The organism is Parabacteroides sp. CAG:2 (assembly GCF_000436315.1).
Classification (GTDB): Bacteria; Bacteroidota; Bacteroidia; order Bacteroidales; family Tannerellaceae; genus Parabacteroides; species Parabacteroides distasonis.
On the sequence record NZ_FR885326.1, the window covers coordinates 12,352 to 31,145 of the forward strand.

The 18,794-nt window shown below is 43.3% G+C and carries 15 protein-coding genes; 9 read left to right on the plus strand and 6 right to left on the minus strand.

Annotated features, from left to right (window positions below):
• Window positions 1-670: DMT family transporter (locus QVP94_RS15835; protein ID WP_288213301.1), on the plus strand; the 670-nt coding region annotated here is incomplete at its 5' end.
• Here QVP94_RS15835 and QVP94_RS15840 read toward each other — a convergent pair.
• On the minus strand, window positions 656-1,546 hold the full coding sequence (locus QVP94_RS15840) for a 1,4-dihydroxy-2-naphthoate polyprenyltransferase (protein ID WP_022192968.1): 891 nt from the start codon (window positions 1,544-1,546) through the stop codon (window positions 656-658). The genes QVP94_RS15835 and QVP94_RS15840 overlap by 15 nt on opposite strands.
• Before the next feature lie 93 nt (window positions 1,547-1,639).
• On the opposite strand from QVP94_RS15840, the gene QVP94_RS15845 reads away from it, so the two are divergent.
• Together QVP94_RS15845 and QVP94_RS15850 are read left to right on the plus strand one after the other, a co-directional pair.
• The gene (locus QVP94_RS15845) at window positions 1,640-2,041 is read left to right on the plus strand and encodes a hypothetical protein (protein WP_005855834.1); all 402 of its coding nucleotides are present in this window, start codon (window positions 1,640-1,642) and stop codon (window positions 2,039-2,041) included.
• Window positions 2,042-2,434: 393 nt separating this feature from the next.
• A complete protein-coding gene (locus QVP94_RS15850; RefSeq protein ID WP_005855829.1) occupies window positions 2,435-2,629 on the plus strand; it encodes a hypothetical protein in 195 nt (64 codons plus the stop codon).
• Window positions 2,630-2,775: 146 nt separating this feature from the next.
• On the opposite strand, the gene QVP94_RS15855 is transcribed toward QVP94_RS15850, so the two are convergent.
• Window positions 2,776-4,140, minus strand: coding sequence for an MFS transporter (locus tag QVP94_RS15855; protein WP_005855828.1), 1,365 nt, complete (start codon window positions 4,138-4,140; stop codon window positions 2,776-2,778).
• Between the two features lie 127 nt (window positions 4,141-4,267).
• Window positions 4,268-5,281 (minus strand): LacI family DNA-binding transcriptional regulator, encoded by a 1,014-nt coding sequence (locus tag QVP94_RS15860; RefSeq protein WP_005855821.1) that lies wholly within the window; start codon window positions 5,279-5,281, stop codon window positions 4,268-4,270.
• Window positions 5,282-5,481: 200 nt separating this feature from the next.
• Between QVP94_RS15860 and QVP94_RS15865 the strand changes: the two genes are divergently transcribed.
• Genes QVP94_RS15865 through QVP94_RS15875 form a run of 3 tightly spaced genes read left to right on the plus strand, consistent with a single transcriptional unit; the run spans window position 5,482 to window position 11,157 of the window.
• Complete coding sequence (locus QVP94_RS15865; protein WP_005855820.1) at window positions 5,482-8,451, plus strand: SusC/RagA family TonB-linked outer membrane protein; 2,970 nt, start codon at window positions 5,482-5,484, stop codon at window positions 8,449-8,451.
• A 20-nt stretch (window positions 8,452-8,471) separates the two neighbouring features.
• Window positions 8,472-10,019 (plus strand): RagB/SusD family nutrient uptake outer membrane protein, encoded by a 1,548-nt coding sequence (locus QVP94_RS15870; RefSeq protein ID WP_005855819.1) that lies wholly within the window; start codon window positions 8,472-8,474, stop codon window positions 10,017-10,019.
• Between the two features lie 28 nt (window positions 10,020-10,047).
• Entirely contained in the window at window positions 10,048-11,157 is a 1,110-nt protein-coding gene (locus tag QVP94_RS15875) for a SusE domain-containing protein (protein ID WP_005855818.1), read from the plus strand.
• Window positions 11,158-11,432: 275 nt separating this feature from the next.
• Here QVP94_RS15875 and QVP94_RS15880 read toward each other — a convergent pair whose 3' ends face one another.
• The gene (locus tag QVP94_RS15880; protein WP_005855817.1) at window positions 11,433-11,654 is read right to left on the minus strand and encodes a winged helix-turn-helix domain-containing protein; all 222 of its coding nucleotides are present in this window, start codon (window positions 11,652-11,654) and stop codon (window positions 11,433-11,435) included.
• Between the two features lie 195 nt (window positions 11,655-11,849).
• On the opposite strand from QVP94_RS15880, the gene QVP94_RS15885 reads away from it, so the two are divergent.
• Window positions 11,850-12,719: a helix-turn-helix domain-containing protein gene (locus QVP94_RS15885; protein ID WP_008778253.1), complete on the plus strand. Its 870-nt coding sequence runs from the start codon at window positions 11,850-11,852 to the stop codon at window positions 12,717-12,719.
• A 7-nt stretch (window positions 12,720-12,726) separates the two neighbouring features.
• On the opposite strand, the gene QVP94_RS15890 is transcribed toward QVP94_RS15885, so the two are convergent.
• Window positions 12,727-14,319: an alpha-galactosidase D gene (locus QVP94_RS15890; protein WP_022192969.1), complete on the minus strand. Its 1,593-nt coding sequence runs from the start codon at window positions 14,317-14,319 to the stop codon at window positions 12,727-12,729.
• Between the two features lie 146 nt (window positions 14,320-14,465).
• Window positions 14,466-16,508 carry a M13 family metallopeptidase gene (locus QVP94_RS15895; RefSeq protein ID WP_005855811.1) on the minus strand — a complete coding sequence of 681 codons (2,043 nt, stop codon included), beginning with the start codon at window positions 16,506-16,508 and terminating at the stop codon, window positions 14,466-14,468.
• 182 nt (window positions 16,509-16,690) lie between these two features.
• Between QVP94_RS15895 and QVP94_RS15900 the strand changes: the two genes are divergently transcribed.
• Together QVP94_RS15900 and QVP94_RS15905 are read left to right on the plus strand one after the other, a co-directional pair.
• Window positions 16,691-18,226, plus strand: a complete 1,536-nt coding sequence (locus QVP94_RS15900; protein WP_005855809.1) for an alpha-N-arabinofuranosidase — start codon at window positions 16,691-16,693, stop codon at window positions 18,224-18,226.
• Window positions 18,227-18,308: 82 nt separating this feature from the next.
• A partial coding sequence (locus QVP94_RS15905) for a glycosyltransferase family protein (RefSeq protein WP_502685452.1) occupies window positions 18,309-18,794 on the plus strand: 486 nt, incomplete at its 3' end.

Sequence of the window (18,794 nt, forward strand, 5' to 3'; positions counted from 1 at the left end):
CTATAATTGTATGGGGGGGGGAATCGCCACGACTCTACATTTCACCTATCCGATATTCGTAACCCTATTCATGCTGTTTGTATTCAAAGAAAAAACATCATGGATTACGCTCTTGGCGATCGGGCTCGCTATTTGTGGAGTAGCCCGTCTATCCATTGATGGAGGAGAGATGCGATTAAACGGGCTAGGCGTAATCATCGTATTACTCTCCGCCGTCGCTTATGCCCTCTATATCGTCACCGTCAATAAATCGAGGGTACATGATATGCCGGGACGAAAACTTACGTTCTATGTATTTATCGTCAGTACCTCTTTATTTTTCATAAAAGCACAGGCAGGAACAGGAATCCAACCCATTCCAGACCTGCCCTCTTTTATTAACCTCGTCTTATTAGCCTTCTTGCCAACCGTAGTATCTAACATTACATTGGTACAAGCCGTACACCATATCGGTTCCACCCTAACTTCCGTACTGGGAGCAACAGAACCCGTGACAGCCGTCTGCGTAGGTGTTTTAGTCTTTGGAGAGCCTTTCACCCCTCACCTCGCTTTAGGAATCTTACTGATTATCGTAGCGGTTACATTGATTATCCTGTCCAAATACATACAGAAAAATCTCCATGAGGCCAAGCGATTGTTCAAAGCACGGCACATCTTAAGAACCAAATAACAATACAACTGAAAGCAACACGGCATAGATAAATACATTCCGTGCCATATGCCCTAAAGTTCTATTAAGCTCACGGCCTTGATACTGTTTCATCTCCAGCCATGTGGCGGCAAACAGCACGCTAAAAGCCGCGAATAAACAAACAAGCCAAGGTGAGGCATCCATCAATAAAGGCAGCGTGATCAAAAAAGCCAATATACCGTTCAGCAAATAAGTTACCAACCCGAACGTACGCCCGAATAGCACAATCGTAGTCCGTTTACGAGCCGCCTTATCTTGCTCATAATCCCGGTAATTATTCACGATCAAAATATTAGCGGACAACAGCCCCAATGACAACGAAAGCAAGAATGACAATAAGGAAAACGATAATGCTTGTACATAATACGTAAAACAAACCGGAATAATCCCATAAAACAATACGACACACACATCCCCCAGCCCGTTATAAGCCAAAGGAAATGGCCCTGCTGAATAAGCCAAGACACAAATCGCAATAGCAATTCCTACACCGATGAGCTCCCAGCCGGCAAAGAACAACAAGAAACAGCCACATAGACAAGAAAGCCCCAACGTGATAAAAGTCCCCCATAGCATTGTCTTAGGAGTTATCCAACCGGAAGCCACCGCTCGCTCCGGGCCTAACCGGTCCTCCTTATCCGCCCCCTTCTTAAAATCAAAATAATCATTGGCAAAATTACTGGCTATCTGGGCAAGTAAAGCCACCAAAACACAAAGGATCGCCGGAGCCAATTTAAATACTCCATCCCTGTAAGCCAGCGCACACCCAACTAATACCGGACTAAATGATGCCGGCAACGTTTTCGGACGTGCCGCCTCTAACCAAGCTTGAATTCTCGATCTGTTATTCTCCATTCTATTGTTTTATTCTTAAAATAACTACAAAAATAAAAAACAAATAACATATACTGTTGTTATTATCTAAAGAAATACTTGTATATTTGCGCCATGAAGAATTTTCTATTCATATTAGGTCTGTTGATTAGCTTCATGCTGTTTGCTCCCGAAGAAGGAACAAAGAGTATGGATGAGGTTATGTCTGCGACTAAAGAGGCCGTTATGAAAGAAAAAAACACGGCAGATGCCCAACGTCGTTTCGAAGTATTAAGTAACGAGCTGAAAAGCAGTAACTGCTTAACTCCCCGCAGGATTTCACAAACGGCAAACAACACTATCGAAATACGGATATGGAAAAATATGGAGAAATCCCTTCAAGACATGCGTTTGAGAGGAGTAAATCAACTTCATAGAGTATCTCAACATATATCCACTTATCAGATCATAAATTTATCCACACTTCTGTGTCGTATGGGAGAGCATGTCTTTGCCCTACGAAAACTCATTATTTAGTTTTTAATTGTTTCATATTTGTATCTTTCGGTAAGTCATTGATATGTCTTATCGGTAGGAATATTGCATTTATTAAATCAATATTTCCGGGGAGTTATTGCCCATTTACATTATTATAAACAATTAAAAATTACAATTATGACAACTAATAAATCAGGTAAAATACGTATATATCTTTATGTTCTTCTAACAATCGCAGGTTGTGTATTCGCATGCAGTTCTATCATCCCTAACGACTATATTAAATTAGTAGTAGTTATGGGTACTCTATGTGTTGGTCTATATGGCATAATGAAAGGACTGAGTAGTACCGGGACGTCATCGGAAGAGGAAGTCTTGGAAAAAGAATAATAAAATACAACAATTATCGAATCCTAAAAAAATAAGAAGATCATGAGAATAAATAAGGATTTGGCTGATGCAATCATGATGGTTTCATTTATCGTATTGGTATTAGTCGGAACTACAACATTTGACAATGAGGTTACTAAAAACGTAACCATGGGATCCCTCGGTGTGATTACGGTAGCGATGTTAGTTCTTCGCGTCATAGGATCACGCCAAAAGGAAGAGGAAGAAGCCTTTTAGTAGTTAGTCCATTGGTTTCCTGTTGTTGTCCCGGGGTGACCCGGGATTATCTGAGATACGTTTTTCTACCTACATTATAATAACTTGCTGTTTGACTTGGGTATAGCGTTTTTACGCTTGACAACAGGAAACCGGACTTATATACCTTACACTTTTCTACTGAACTTTTTCTCTTTGACAAGACTAACTGCGGCGGCGGCGAAAAACAAGAAAACACCTCCCGTTAACAAAGCGAACACAGCATGCCCATGATAAACATTACGTACAATCCATCCATGAATGATTCCATTCGTGATCTGAGGTATCGTTATAAAGAAATTAAATATACCCATATAAGTACCCATCTTATCAGCGGGAAGACTATCGGAAAGAATAGCATAAGGCATCGCCAATATACTTGCCCACGCTATACCGATGCCAATCATAGAAAAGACCATCATTCCTGTGTTATTCAACAAATAGAGAGAAACCAACCCTGCCCCTCCTAGGCATAAACAGAGGGCATGAGTCATTTTCCGACCTAAATGACGGGCAATCGGGATCAATAATAAAGCGAATAACATCGCTACAAAATTATAGATACTGAATAACTCACCTACCTTATCGCCAGCCATCGCATATTCGGCGGAAGCAGGATCTGTTGCCCCATATACATGTTCAGCGATAGCAGGCGTAGAATAAACCCACATGGAATACAAGGCAAACCAAGCGAAAAACTGGCATAAACCTAACTGTAACATTATTTTAGGCATATGAAAGATATCATGCATGATCTCCATAAAACCATTGCTATCCCGCCTTTTTTCAATGACCTCACCACCGGAAAGCCGAAACTCAGCCATCTCTTCTGGGGAATATTCCTTTGTCTTAAAAATTGTCCATAATACGCTCGCTAATAAAATCGCCGCACCGGCATAAAAGGCGAATTTAACATTATCGGCAACCTCACCAGCAACCGCCGTATTAGATAAACCAAACACCTTATTCATAATACTCGGCAACAAGGAACCAACGACAGCACCGATGCCGATCAAGAAAGTCTGGATCGAGAAGCCAGTCGTATGCTGCTCATCGGGTAGCATATCCCCTACCAAGGCACGGAAAGGCTCCATCGTTACATTGATGGAAGCATCCATGATCATCAACATACCCGCACCAATCAATACGGGAGATAAAATAGCCGTCTCTGTACCGGGTGACAAGAACAATCCCGCATTCGGCATCAATATCAAGGCAATCGTCGTAAAGATAGCTCCTACCAGAAAAAACGGACGCCGACGTCCTAAACGGCACCATGTTTGGTCGGAATAATGACCAATGATAGGTTGTATGATCATACCTGTCAGCGGAGCCGCTAACCAAAATAAGGATAGTTGCTCTACATCCGCTCCATAGGTTTGAAGTATTCTACTTGAATTTGCGTTCTGAAGGGCGAAACCGAATTGAATGCCCAAGAAACCGAAAGTTAGATTCCAAATTTGCCAAAAACTCAAAAATGGTTTTGTTTTCATGAGAATTATGTTTTTTAAGGTATTTATTTGTTTGGTGACAAACATACGGAATTATTCCGAAACAGGACGTCGTCCCTATTCAAATTCATGCAAAGAAGTAGAGCAAACGTTTTCGGAAGCTACTTTTTTAACGGGTAGACTGTCTCACCACCAGATTTGTCTTGATAATCTTGCTCACGATACGATCCCCGTCACGCACGCCATTCAAACGTTCTATCAGTAAACGCATAGCGATAGCTCCCAACTCATAACCATGTTGATCCACGGAGGTCAGCAGGGGATCGCTAACTTCCGCTAAGCTATTATTCGTAAACCCACAAATCGAAACCTCATCGGGTATCCTCAATCCCTTGGCCTTTACAACATTCAGCACCCCAATAGCGGTCTCATCATTTACGGCGAAGAACGCATCCGGACGATTGGGTAACGACAATAATTCCGGGGTCAACCGAAGCGCCTCGGTATAATTATCACAAATCTTGATTAACTCTTTATCTACCGGTAATCCATTTTTACGCAAAGCATCCTCATACCCCATCCTACGATTATTAGAGATCGCTAAATGAGAAGGAGATCCGAAAAAGGCGATTCGCCGGCAACCGCTACGAATCAAGTATTCAACAGCGGAACAAACCCCGGCATAATCATCAACGACCACCCGGTCTGTCAAGATCCCCGTGCATATACGATCAAAAAACACCATAGGTATATCGCTATCGATTAGTTCTTGGAAATGATTGTAGATCGTCGTTGTTTTAGCGACAGAAGCCAAGACACCGCAAACACGTGCTTCCAATAAAGCTTGCGCACCTTTTACTTCTTTCTCATAATTCTCATTACTTTGACAAATAATAACACGATACCCTCCCTTTTCCGCCTCATCCTCTATACCGGATAAAACAGAAGAAAAGAAATAATGTACGATCTGCGGTAAAATAACACCGATTGTTTTCGTATTATTTGTCCGTAAACTCAAGGCTAAGGCATTGGGCTTATATTTATGTTCACGAGCGTAAGCATTCACTATATTCTTGGTTTCTTGGCTGATATCCGGATGATCAGCCAAGGAACGAGAGACTGTTGACGGGGAAATATGCAAGGCTTTCGCTATATCCTTTATCGTGATTTGACGCTTTTTCATGGTTCTCTTTTTTATAAAATCAAAGATATGTATTTAGGTCATACAATGCAAACGTTTGCGAGAACGTTTGCGTAAATTTATAGGGGTATCGACAAACATTTTAACAACATGAGAGGTTTGATAAACATACATTTGCATTCACATACTATGGCTAAAATTCAATAAATATAATAGAGTATTAATCTTAAACTGTCTAATGCATGAAACAAAAAATGTATTCTTGCGACGCAAGAGTAATCTTATCTATCTTGATAGGATTGTTTCTCTCCTGCAATGTTTTCGCACAAGACGTCACGATCAAAGGCAACGTGAAAGATGCGAAAGGTGAACCCATCATTGGGGCTAGTATCCTTGAAAAAGGAACTACGAATGGAACTGTTACCGATTTCGACGGTAACTTTATGCTTTCGGCGCCTAAAGGAAGTACGATCGGTATTTCTTACATAGGCTACAAATCACAAGACATTATCAACCAAGGACAAAGTAATTTAATTGTCGTATTACAAGAAGATACGGAAGTATTGGACGAGATTGTCGTAATCGGTTATGGTACGGTGAAGAAAGATGACGCTACCGGTTCCGTGACGGCCATTAAGCCAGATAAGATGAACCGGGGTTTGACCACCACCGCAACCGATATGATCAACGGTAAAATCGCCGGCGTAAATATCACGACTGACGGTGGAGCTCCGGGTTCGGGAGCCAGTATCCGCATCCGTGGTGGTTCTTCCTTATCGGCCAGCAACAACCCGCTGATCGTTATCGATGGACTTCCGATCGACAATGACGGTATCAAAGGGGTATCCAACCCGTTGAGTACGATCAACCCGAACGATATCGCAACATTCACCGTATTAAAAGACGCATCCGCCACAGCGATCTATGGTTCGCGTGCCTCTAACGGTGTGATTCTTATCACCACTAAGAAAGGTGAAAAAGGCTCCCGCCCACGGGTTACGTACGATGGAAACGTTTCTATCAGCACGAAGACCAAATCAATCGATGTTATGGGAGCTGACGAATATCGTAATTTCGTAACGGATCGTTTTGGGGCGGAATCAAGCGCCGTTAAGTTATTAGGAAAAGAAAATACGGATTGGCAGAAAGAGATCTTCCGTACAGCCGTGGGAACCGATCATAATATCACGGTATCCGGAGGCTTGAATAATATGCCTTATCGTGTATCCGCCGGATATACAAACCAAAATGGTATATTGAAAACCTCTAAGTTCGAACGTTATACTGGATCTGTAAACCTAGCTCCCAGTTTCTTCGAAGATCATTTAAATATTAACTTCAACGCCAAGGGAATGATCTCAAATAATCGTTTCGCCGATACGGGAGCTATCGGAGCGGCAATCGCATTCGACCCGACTCAACCAGTCATGAACGGCAACAGTAAATACGGAGGTTATTTTGCTTGGGAAAATGCCGGTGAATTTATCTCAATCGCTACAAAAAACCCGGTAGCGATGCTTCAACAGAAAAAAGAAGAGGCTAATTCTAAAAACTTGGTCGGTAATATCCAAGTTGATTATAAATTCCATTTCCTTCCCGAATTACGTGCGAACTTGAATTTAGGTATGGATATGGCTACCGGTACGCAAGACATTTACTATCCGAAAGAATCTCCATTAGGTTACGTGGATAACGGCAAAACAGGTTATGAGACAATCGACAAATACAATCACCTATTGGATTTTTATTTGCAATACGCTAAGGATTTCAATGAAAAGCATCATTTTGATATCATGGCTGGTTACTCTTGGCAACATTTCCATCGTTCCACAGAGAACGCATACAATAACTTGAACGGAGATAACCCGACTTCTTATATTTTCAAGACAGAAAGTTATTTGATCTCTTTCTTCGGACGTGTCAATTATTCATTCATGAATCGCTATCTTATCACCGCGACCTTACGTAACGATGGCACTTCCCGCTTCTCTAAAGACAACCGTTGGGGATTGTTCCCTTCCGTGGCTTTAGGATGGAAGATCAAGGAAGAGGGCTTTATGAAAGACGTGGACGCTGTATCGGATTTAAAACTACGCTTGGGTTATGGTATTACCGGTCAACAGGATATCTCGCAAGGAGACTACCCGTATATGGCGACTTATTTCGCGGGACAAGACGGAGCCTACTATCAATTTGGCGACCAATTTGTTCCTATCGCCCGTCCCGACGGTTACAACCCGAACTTGAAATGGGAGGAGACTACTACTTGGAACGCCGGATTCGACTTCGGATTCTTAGATAACCGTATCACTTCATCCTTGGATTATTATTACAGAGAAACTAAGGACTTGATCAATGTGATCGACGTACCGGCCGGAACAAACTTCAAGAACCGTATCGTCAGCAATATCGGTTCTTTGAGAAATCAAGGTGTTGAGTTCTCCATCAACGCTAAAGCGATCTCAACCTCTGATTGGAAATGGGACCTAGGCTTTAATGTCGCTTGGAACAACAACGAGATTACGAAGCTAACCGCACAGGATGACGCCTCATCCATCGTATTGGCAGGAACCGTAGAAGGTGGTACCGGGACCATGATACAGGCACAAGGTGTGAATCACCCGGCGAACTCATTCTATGTATACGAGCAGGTATATGATCAACAGGGTAATCCGATCGAAGGATTATACGTGGACCGCAACGGAGATGGTGTGATCAATGACGAGGACCGTTATTTCTGCCATAAACCGGCAGCCGATGTAACGATGGGCTTTACTTCTAAATTGGTATGGAAAGCATGGGATTTCAGTTTCTCACTTCGTTCCAACCTCGGGAACTATGTATATAATAATGTAGCCTCATCCAATGCGGCATTAAGTGAAGGTAGTATTAACAATAAAGGCTATCTATCCAACCGTCCGCTATCCGCTTTCGATACGAATTTCCAGAACATGAACGTATTGTCCGATTATTATGTACAAAACGCATCCTTCTTACGCTGCGATAATATCACGTTGGGTTACTCTTTCAACAAATTATTCGGCGTATTGGGCGGACGTATCTACGGAACCGTACAGAATCCTTTTGTTATCACGAAATATAAAGGATTGGATCCGGAGGTAGCGAACGCAGCTGATAAGACCTTCGGTATCGATAAGAACGTATATCCTCGCCCATTGGTAGGTATACTCGGTGTAAGTCTTAACTTCTAATTTTAAATCAGGATATCTATATGAATACGAAATTCTTTAAATATATAATACCGGCTTTATCGCTGGTTTTCAGCGTAAACTTCACCTCTTGCCTAGGTGATCTCGATGTTACGCCTATCGATCCGAACCTAAACGTAGAGTTCGATCAGAACGCCAATTTCGCCAAGATCTATGCGGGATTAGCCATCACAGGAAATAAAGGTCCCGACGGACAAGGAGATATCGCCGACACGGATGAGGGAGCGTCGGGTTTGATGCGTATGCTATTCAACCTGAATGAGCTTCCTACGGACGAGGCGATTTGCGCTTGGTCTGGCGACGTGGATGTATATCCCTTGAACTTCGCTAAGTTTACCGCCTCGAACGGTGTGGTATTGAATATGTTCAACCGTCTGTACATCCAAATCGCTCAGTGTAATAACTTCTTAATACAGACAGAGGGCAAGGATGACGAGGAAAGTCTTACACAGCGTGCTGAAGTTCGTTTTATCCGTGCCTTGGATTATTATTATTTGATTGATTTATATGGCAATGTCCCGTTCGTTGATGAGAACACGGGTATCGGTACCTATGTTCCCGAACGGATTACCCGGGCGAATCTCTATACCTATATAGAGAAAGAGTTGAAAGAAATCGAGCCACAAATGAAGGCTCCCCGTGCAAATGTATATGGACGTGCCGATCAAGCCGCCGTATGGATGCTACTTTCTCGCTTATATCTGAACGCAGAAGTATATACAGGTACCCCTCAATGGTCTGCCGCCGCTGAATACTCAAAGAAAGTCATGGACGCCGGTTTCTCTCTGGCTCCTAATTATGGAGATAATTTCCTTGCAGATAACAACACCTCTCCCGAGATGATCCTGCCGATTTGTTATGATGGCGTACAGACCCGCTCTTGGTCCGGATTGTTCTTTATCGCCAGCTTTATCAGTGGTGACATGAACGCACTGGTTGATTTCGGGACTAAAGAAGCATGGGGTGGTAACCGTGCCCGCATGGCATTGGTGAAAAAGTTCGCTTCTGACGGAGACTTATCGAAAACAACTGATACACGTGCCTCTTTCTGGACTACAGACCGTACATTCGAGATCAATAAGCCGACCGAGTTTACAGAAGGTTATTCTGTAACTAAATTCAAGAATATCACGAAATCCGGACAAATCGGTCACGATCCGAATCAGCAGTTCCCGGATATGGATTTCCCATTGTTCCGTTTAGCCGAGGCTAATCTGACCTTTGCCGAAGCCACAATACGGGCGGGAGGCGATAAACAAGCCGCTTTAAGCGCTATTAACCAGCTACGGAAAAGAGCGAAAGCCACGGAAATTACGGCAACCGATCTTACTTTGGATTTTGTGCTTGATGAGAAGGCCCGTGAGTTCTATTTTGAGGCGCAACGCCGTACGGATTTGATCCGCTACAATAAGTTCACCTCCAATTATACTTGGGATTGGAAAGGCGAGACAGCGGGAGGTACTTCAATCTCCAGTCACTTCTCATTGTTACCGATTCCTTCGACCCAACTCGTGGCAAACAGTAACTTGAAACAAAATCCGGGTTATTAATCGTAAAACCTATTAATAAGTAACAATTATGAATAAAGTCAATATATTATCCATCGTGTTTGCGGGCATCTGTGCTTTTTCTGCCTGCACGGACGATAAAGATCCGGTTATCAATGACCTAAAGGACTCAGAAGGTAATAATATATCTTTTACCCTCAATGCTCCGAATAACAGTTCATATACTTTAATGCCGGAAAATGCCAGTAGTATCATCGATATTTTTACCTGTGAACAACCGGATTACGGTTTTGCGGCAGGTGTAACGTATACCGTACAAGTCTGTGAAGGAGGAACTGAATTCGAGAAATTCGAGTCGCTGCCAACTACCGGTTCCGGCGAAAAAGTCTTGATCAAGACATTCGAGCTGAATGATGCCATGAACAATTTGGGAATGGTTAATCCTACCGTAGCTTATAATGTGGACTTCCGTCTTAAAGCATTTATTAACGACAGTGTTCCCGAACTTTATTCGAACACGGTAAACATGGCGATCACTCCATATAGTGGCGCCCGTACCCAAGTTTATTTTGTGGGTGACATATTCGACAACGGATGGAACAATAACGACCCATCGATGCGTATATTCGCTGATGACGATGTCAATAATATGTTATTCACTTACACAGGTTTCGTAAAAGCCGGTAGCGCATTCAAGATCATTCAAACCCCGGGTGATTGGGGCATTCAATGGGGTTACGACAGCGACGGAGCATTAAGCAATGACGGCGGTAGCGGTAATATCGAAGGCTTCACGCAGGATGGCTATTATACGATCACGTTAGACTTGGCTGGTAACAAATACAGCATCGAACCTTATACCGGAGCGACAACCGAATACAAACAAATCTCCCTGATTGGAGACTTCAATGATTGGGGTGGTGATCTAGATTTACAACAGGCTAGTTACGACAAGCACATCTGGATCGGCGAGAAAATAGAGATTCCGTCCGATGGCGGTTTGAAATTACGTGCGGATCATGACTGGGCCGTAAGTTTCGGTGGCAGCAATAGTTTATGGAACGATAAACAAGGACAATTCGCCAAATTTGACGGAGGTGATAATGTAAAGGTTTCCGCCGGTACCTATTTTATCAAGTTTAATGACTTAACGAAACATATCATTCTACTAGCCGAATAAGGCATTACTTAAATTACCATCCTTTACTTGATTTAAAAGTCAAGTAAAGGTGGTAATAGATAAAAGTAACGCTTGTGTTTATGAATTATGCCTCAAAAGATATGTTTTAGAACATGATTTTGTTAAATCAAGTTAAGCAAATGAGATTTCCAAACTATTCATTATGCTACATAACATAAAATCTCTATATTTGCACTGTGTTTTTCATGGTATTAGATTTAAGGTTAACAATTGAGATTGGCTGTCCGTGATGGATAGCCTTTTTTTGTTTCCTTCTAATAGTACATATTGGATTTGATGCCATTGCTGACATACAACAAACCATTCTTTCTCGTGATATAAATATTGTTTTCTCTAGCCAACCAGCCAATAGCCAAGGCTAGGTCCTCAATACTTAAAGACAATTTACGGCTTAACTCTTGCGTAGATATTTCATTTACCTCGTTTAGCGCATGCCACACTTTTCCTGCGTTTAGTCCAATTCTTCCTTTTTCCATAATCAAAATACTTTTCTAGTAAACGAACTATATTCTTTTTGTTTCCTCTTTCCTACGATTAGTAGTCATTTGTAAAGTTCGCCCTTAAATTTTAGGGAATCAATATCCATTCTTTCGTTTCTATGTTCTATTTTTATTATCTTGAATAATAAGTATTTATTAATTCCTATATTTGAGACGAATTACCGATTAGATATGGAAAAGGAAATGCTCACATTCGATATCACGAACGATTTTATCGTCGGAGATCGTATCACAAAAGAGACGCTAAACAAATACAGCAAGCTGCCTCATAAGATAAAGGCAGGTTTGTTTCTCCTTTGTGTAGAAGGTTCCGTGCAGGCTTCTATCAATCTAGCGAAGTATACGATTAACAAATATGATTTCGTGACCTTAGTGCCCAGCAATTTTATCCAGTTCCATGAAATATCGGACGACGCTCGTTTCTATTTCGCCGGATTCTCTTCGGAGTTTATGACAAACATCAATTTTATTAAATCAACCATGAGCTTTCTTCCCGTTATCACGGAACATCCGATCATGCCGCTGGAAGAATCTGTAGCTCAATTATATATTGACGGATACCGTTTATTGATACGTGCGCAATCCTTATCCCCGTCTTATTCTATGGTAAATAAAAACCTAGTCATCGCTTATCTCACGATATTCATGCAAGGAACGGCTGAGTTATATAAAAATCATAGCCATTGGACAAATGGAATCCGTACGCGCACCAATGAGATTTACCGTAAGTTTATCCAACTTGTCGTAGAGCATTATACCACCGAGCACAGCGTTTCTTTTTACGCCGCTCAATTAAATTTGTCGTTACCTCATTTCTGCACGACTATTAAGAAAGCGATCGGACTTACTCCCTTGGAAATCATTTCCTCCATTATCACGATGGATGCCAAGGCACAATTAAGATCGACAGACTTAACCGTAAAAGAGATCGCTTTCTCTTTAGGCTTTAACAACCTGTCTTTTTTCAACAAATATTTCAGGCAGCATACGGGAATGACACCTCAAGAATATAGAAGAATGAAAATTCCCTCAAGCACGTAGCCGGCAATCACTTCTTTTGTAAAACCATACGATCGATATCGGGCATCCATGAGTTTCCATTCGATAAGCGTATGCGATTCATACCGGGTTTCAGACGGATCTCTATTTGCTCGCTAGCGACCTCATGCGCAGGATGAGCCTCTACATTTTTTACGACAACTCCATTAACTTGACAAATTAATTCTCGATTCTCCGCACACTGATAATCCACGGACATCAAGTATAAACCTCCCTCACGACTGTATACATTATGCCATTCCAGATAATTGCTATCACGATTACCTAATCCCGTAACCTTCGCACCTCCAGAGCAATTCCCGTCATCCTCATAAATCGCCGTTCCAAACGCTTTGTGATTTTTTATTTCTTGATAGTCTTGCAACCAAGCACATTCCGCCTCATAGACCGTCCGTTCTCCCCTTTCCAGTCCATCCAGACGGAAAATACGTGTCCCATGCGCAGGTATGGTTACGGAAAAATCCCGATCCTTGTACTTTCCAAGATCTCTCCTTTCAAATAAGTCCCGTACACTCACGTCGCCCCGCAAATAGAAATCGGCAAAATCCAGATGAATAGTCCGTTCCTCATCCGTAGAGTTATAGACGGCGACAGCGCATGTATTCCCATTCACTTCTTCCAGATCCTTTGTCAAGATATACACTCCATCCATTTGCTTAACGACATAAGCTTGCAAGCCTAGTACGTCTTGATTTAACGCTATCAGTTCCTCGTTTTTCAGTAGCCGCAAAGATTTCTCAGAGATGGTAGTCAGATCACAGCCAATCAATAAAGGGGAGCTCATAATACACCACATTCCAAAATGAGTTTTATCTTCTTCCTCACTCATTCCACGGCCGATCTCAAGCATATCCATATCATTATATTTTCCTTCGCTCGCATAAGCGGACAAATATAGATTCTGCCGGATAATATTCTTCACGGACTCCCAGCTAGGATTTATATCTTGCGAGATACGCCATGAGAAGGCAACGTCATGCACCCACGTACCGGGAAAATTCCAACGACATACATTCATACGCACATCTTTACGGCCGGTAGCTAGTATCGCATTATGGATCGCCGTGTATCGCTCTTGCTCATCCAGACCTAATTGATCGAAATTCTGTTTGGCGTCGCCGCCACAAAAGTCGATCTTAATAAAATCGAATCCTATTTCCTTAAAGAAGTAGTCCGCATCCTGACGATCGTGCCCATAAAAGCCGACATTGATCCCTAAAGAATCCTTATCCCAAAAGGAGCCGCAAGTATTCCGGCCCGCATCGGAATAAATACCCGCCTTAAACCCTAACGCATGGATATGATCTACCGTCTGCTTCAAGCCATTCGGAAAACGGACCGGATGAGTGATTAACTTCCCGCTCGCATCCCGTCCCCCAAAATACCCGTCATCAATATTAATATATTTATATCCAACCTCTTTCAAGCCATTCCGCGACATCGCATCAGCTTGTTTCATTATCAGTTTGTCGCTGATATTCACTCGATAGGTATTCCATGAGCTCCATCCCATCGTGGGAGGATCATACGCAAAAACAGAAGATGCCAAGAGAAGTAAGGCGATTGATATATAGTTTCGCATGGTATAAAATTTTCATGTATAACGTTCTTAATCAAACAAAAATAAGAAAAGTGTATCAGACCGCCAAATCGGGATAAACGAAAAAAGGGAAGTATGCCTTTTTGACGTGACATACTTCCCTCACTTATATAAACTCTGTATTTGGATTACCAGATAACCACCCGATCAACCGGAGCCATAAACATCGGATCGCCCTCTTTAATGTCAAAAGCGGCATAGAACGGGGCGATATTACGCAAGGCAGCGTTCACACGCCATTTTCCCAATGAATGCGGGTCGATCTTGGTACGACGACGGATCTCCTCGGGACGGATATTTTGTCCCCACAACGTCGCATACCCCAAGAAGAAACGTTGCTCATTCGTGAAGCCATCGATCGGGGCCGGAGTCTCTTTGCCCTTCAAGCTATTCAAATAAGCTTGGTGAGCGACCAACAAACCTCCGTGGTCGGCGATATTCTCACCCAACGTAAAACGTCCGTTGGCATGAAGCGTATCTATTACGATAATCTGGTCATATTGATCAACCAATTTATCAGCACGCTCCGTGAAACGGACAGCATCCTCGGCAGTCCACCAATCGATCAAATTACCATCCTTATCGTAGTTACGTCCCTGATCATCGAATCCATGCGTCATCTCATGGCCGATTACCACGCCGATAGCGCCATAGTTCACCGCATCGTCGGCATCCGGATTAAAGAATGGAGGCTGAAGGATCGCAGCCGGGAAACAGATCTCATTCGTAGTCGGATTGTAATAAGCGTTCACGGTCTGCGGATTCATATGCCAACGAGACTTATCGACCGGCTTATCCACGTCCGCCAATTGATAGGCCATATCGAAGATGTTAGAACGGCGAACATTCGCCCAATAAGAATCGTCCTTGATCTCCAAACCACTATAATCACGCCATTTGTCCGGATAACCAATTTTCACCGTAAAGGCAGCCAATTTCTCTTGCGCTTTCGCCTTAGTCGTATCGCTCATCCATTCCAAGCCGTTGATCCGCTCGCTCAAAGCGGTCTGCAAATTCCCCACCAGCGTTAACATCTTTTCCTTGGAAGAAGCCGGGAAGTATTTCTCTACATACATCTCGCCGACGGCCTCGCCCAACGCACCGTTTACCGTATTCAACGAACGCTTCCAACGAGGTTGTTGTTCCTGCTTTCCGGACATTACCTTTCCATAGAACTCAAAATCAGCGTCTACAAAATCATCACTTAGGTACGGAGCCGCCGCGCTCAATAAATTAAACGCCAAATAATATTTTTGCTCATCGACCGTCGTATTCCGCAAAGCCTCACTCATATCCTTATAGAAGTTGATTTGCTTCGCATCCAACTCTTTCAGCCCGGCTAATCCCATGGATTCAAAATATACATCCCAATCCAACGGGGATTCTATTTGCTTGAAATCCTCGTAAGCCAATTTATTATAGTTCTTCTGGGAGTCACGCAAATCCTCACGGCCATAAGAGATCTCGGCGATAGCCTTCTCTATTTTCATCACGGCATCCACCGCCGCATCCGCTTGCTCCGGACTTGAGCCGGCCAATGTAAATAATTTATTTATATAAGCCCTGTAAGCATCACGCATCTTGGCGGAGCCTTCATCTTCCAATAAATAATAATCCCGATCGCCCATTCCGATACCAGCCTGATACAGCTGGACGATATTCATGGCACTATTCTTCTCGTCAGCGCCCACGAACAAAGCGAAGAACGGAGCCATGCCTTCCTTATGAAGCGTAGCCACCATCTTAGAGACATCCGATTTCGTTGCCAGCGCATTGATAGCGGCCAGTTCCTCTTTGACAGGAGCCACTCCATCGGCATTCAACTTCGTGCTATCCAATCCCATCGCATACAAAGCGCCGATCTTCCCGGCGACACTGCCCGCCTCATGGGGCGTAGCGCTAAGTTCCTCGATCAATACCCGGAGCTGTTCTTGGTTATTCTCTAGTAATTGGTCGAAAGTTCCGAAACGAGCGTATTCCGGTTTCAAAGGATTATTCTTAATCCATCCACCACAAGCGTATTCATAAAAATCCGTGCCTGCGGCAACCGTGGTATCCATATTCGCAGGATTAATAGCAGCGATCTTCACTACCTCTTTCTGAGGAGTGTTACAACTCGCTAAAGCGACTATCCCAGCCGCTAAAAACGGAAACATTTTTCTCTTTCTCATTTTGTTTAGTCTTTTGCCTTAAAACCTTACAAAGATACGATAAATACGCAAAAGAAAAACATGTACGTGTTTCTTTTAAAACATGTACGACTTTTTCCGAAAACACGTACGTGTTTTTCGAACGATAAAAGGATTCATGTATTCAAGAATAAGTGTATCTTTGCCAACAAATCATTTATATCATGAAGAAACTAATAATCAGCGTTTGGGCATTTATCGCCCTTCCCTTATTCGCTCAGCGAGACGCGAATATCCGTATTTATCCGGAGCAAGGTAACCAACAGATCAGTAAACATATTTACGGGCAATTCGCCGAACATCTAGGGAGTTGTATCTACGGTGGCTTATGGGTGGGGCCGGAGTCCGACATCCCTAATACCCAAGGATACCGTACGGATGTCTTAAACGCGTTGAAGAAACTACAGATCCCGAACTTACGTTGGCCGGGCGGTTGCTTCGCCGACGAATATCATTGGATGGATGGAATCGGCCCCAAGGAAAATCGCCCGAAAATGGTGAATAATAACTGGGGAGGGACGATTGAGGATAATAGTTTTGGAACCCATGAGTTCTTGAATCTATGTGAGTTATTAGGTTGTGAGCCTTACATCAGCGGAAACGTGGGAAGCGGTACGGTTGAGGAAATGGCTAAATGGGTGGAATACATGACCTCGGAAGGAGACAGCCCTATGGCCAACCTACGCCGGAAAAATGGCCGGGATAAGGCATGGAAAGTCAAGTTTTTCGGCGTTGGGAACGAGAGTTGGGGATGCGGGGGCAGTATGCGACCGGAATATTATTCCGACCTTTACCGTCGTTACTCTACGTATTGCCGTAACTATGATAGCAATGTCTTGTTCAAGATCGCCAGCGGTGCCAGCGATTATGATTACAACTGGACCGAGACGCTGATGAAACAAATCGGCGGACGCATGGATGGTATCTCTTTACATTATTATACAGTAGGAGATTGGAACAATAAAGGCTCCGCTACCGATTTCAACACGGAGGATTATTACTGGACCTTAGGAAAATGCCTTGAGATAGAGGATGTCGTTAAAAAGCATATCGCTATCATGGATAAATACGACCCGAAGAAAAATATAGCCCTCATGGTAGACGAATGGGGTACTTGGTGGGATGTGGAACCCGGTACGATCCCCGGCCATCTGTTCCAGCAAAACACGATGCGCGACGCTTTCGTAGCCGCTCTTACCCTACATGTCTTCCACAAATATACGGACCGAGTGAAAATGACCAACATCGCACAGATTGTCAATGTATTGCAGTCCATGATCCTCACGAAAGGCAAGGACATGGTGCTTACGCCTACTTACCATGTGTTCGAGATGTACAAGGTTCATCAAGACGCTACCTTTTTGCCGATGGATCTAATCTGCGACAAGGAGAAAGTAAGAGACAACCGGGAAGTGCCGGTCGTAAGCGCCTCCGCATCCCGGGACTCGCAGGGTAAAATCCATATCTCGTTGGCAAACGTAGATCCCCGGCAAAGCGAGAACATCCATATCGACCTGCAAAACGTAACGATAAAGAGCGTGAACGGGCGTATCCTGACAGCGTCCTCCATAAACGACTATAACACATTCGATTCGCCGGAGAAGGTCAAGCCGGAAGTTTTCAAGGGAGCCAAGGTGGAAAAGGGAAAGTTAAGCGTCAGCCTTCCTCCCATGTCGATCGTCGTATTAGAAGTTTTATAAAAAGACGGACAATAACATGGCAATGTTTCTATAATTATTAACTTTGCCCGAAGAATTAAAAAACACATTAAAGAAACGCATTATGAAACCTACATTATTTGTATTGGCAGCCGGAATGGGTAGTCGTTATGGAGGATTAAAACAATTGGACGGCCTAGGTCCCAATGGCGAGACCATCATGGACTATTCTATTTTCGATGCTATTCGTGGCGGGTTCGGTAAACTTGTATTCGTTATCCGCAAATCTTTCGAGAAAGACTTCCGTGAGAAAATCATCTCCAAATATGAGAACCATATCCCGGTTGAAGTCGTATTCCAAGATTTGAACGATCTTCCGGAGGGCTTCACTTGCCCGGAGGGACGTGAGAAACCGTGGGGAACCAACCATGCCGTATTGATGGGCAAGAAGGTTATCAATGAGCCTTTCGCCGTAATCAACGCCGATGATTTCTACGGACGTGACAGCTTCGCCGTATTAGGCAAGCAATTGTCTGAGATGGATGGCAAGAAGAATGATTATTGCATGGTAGGCTACCGTGTAGGTAATACGTTGAGCGAGAGCGGTTCC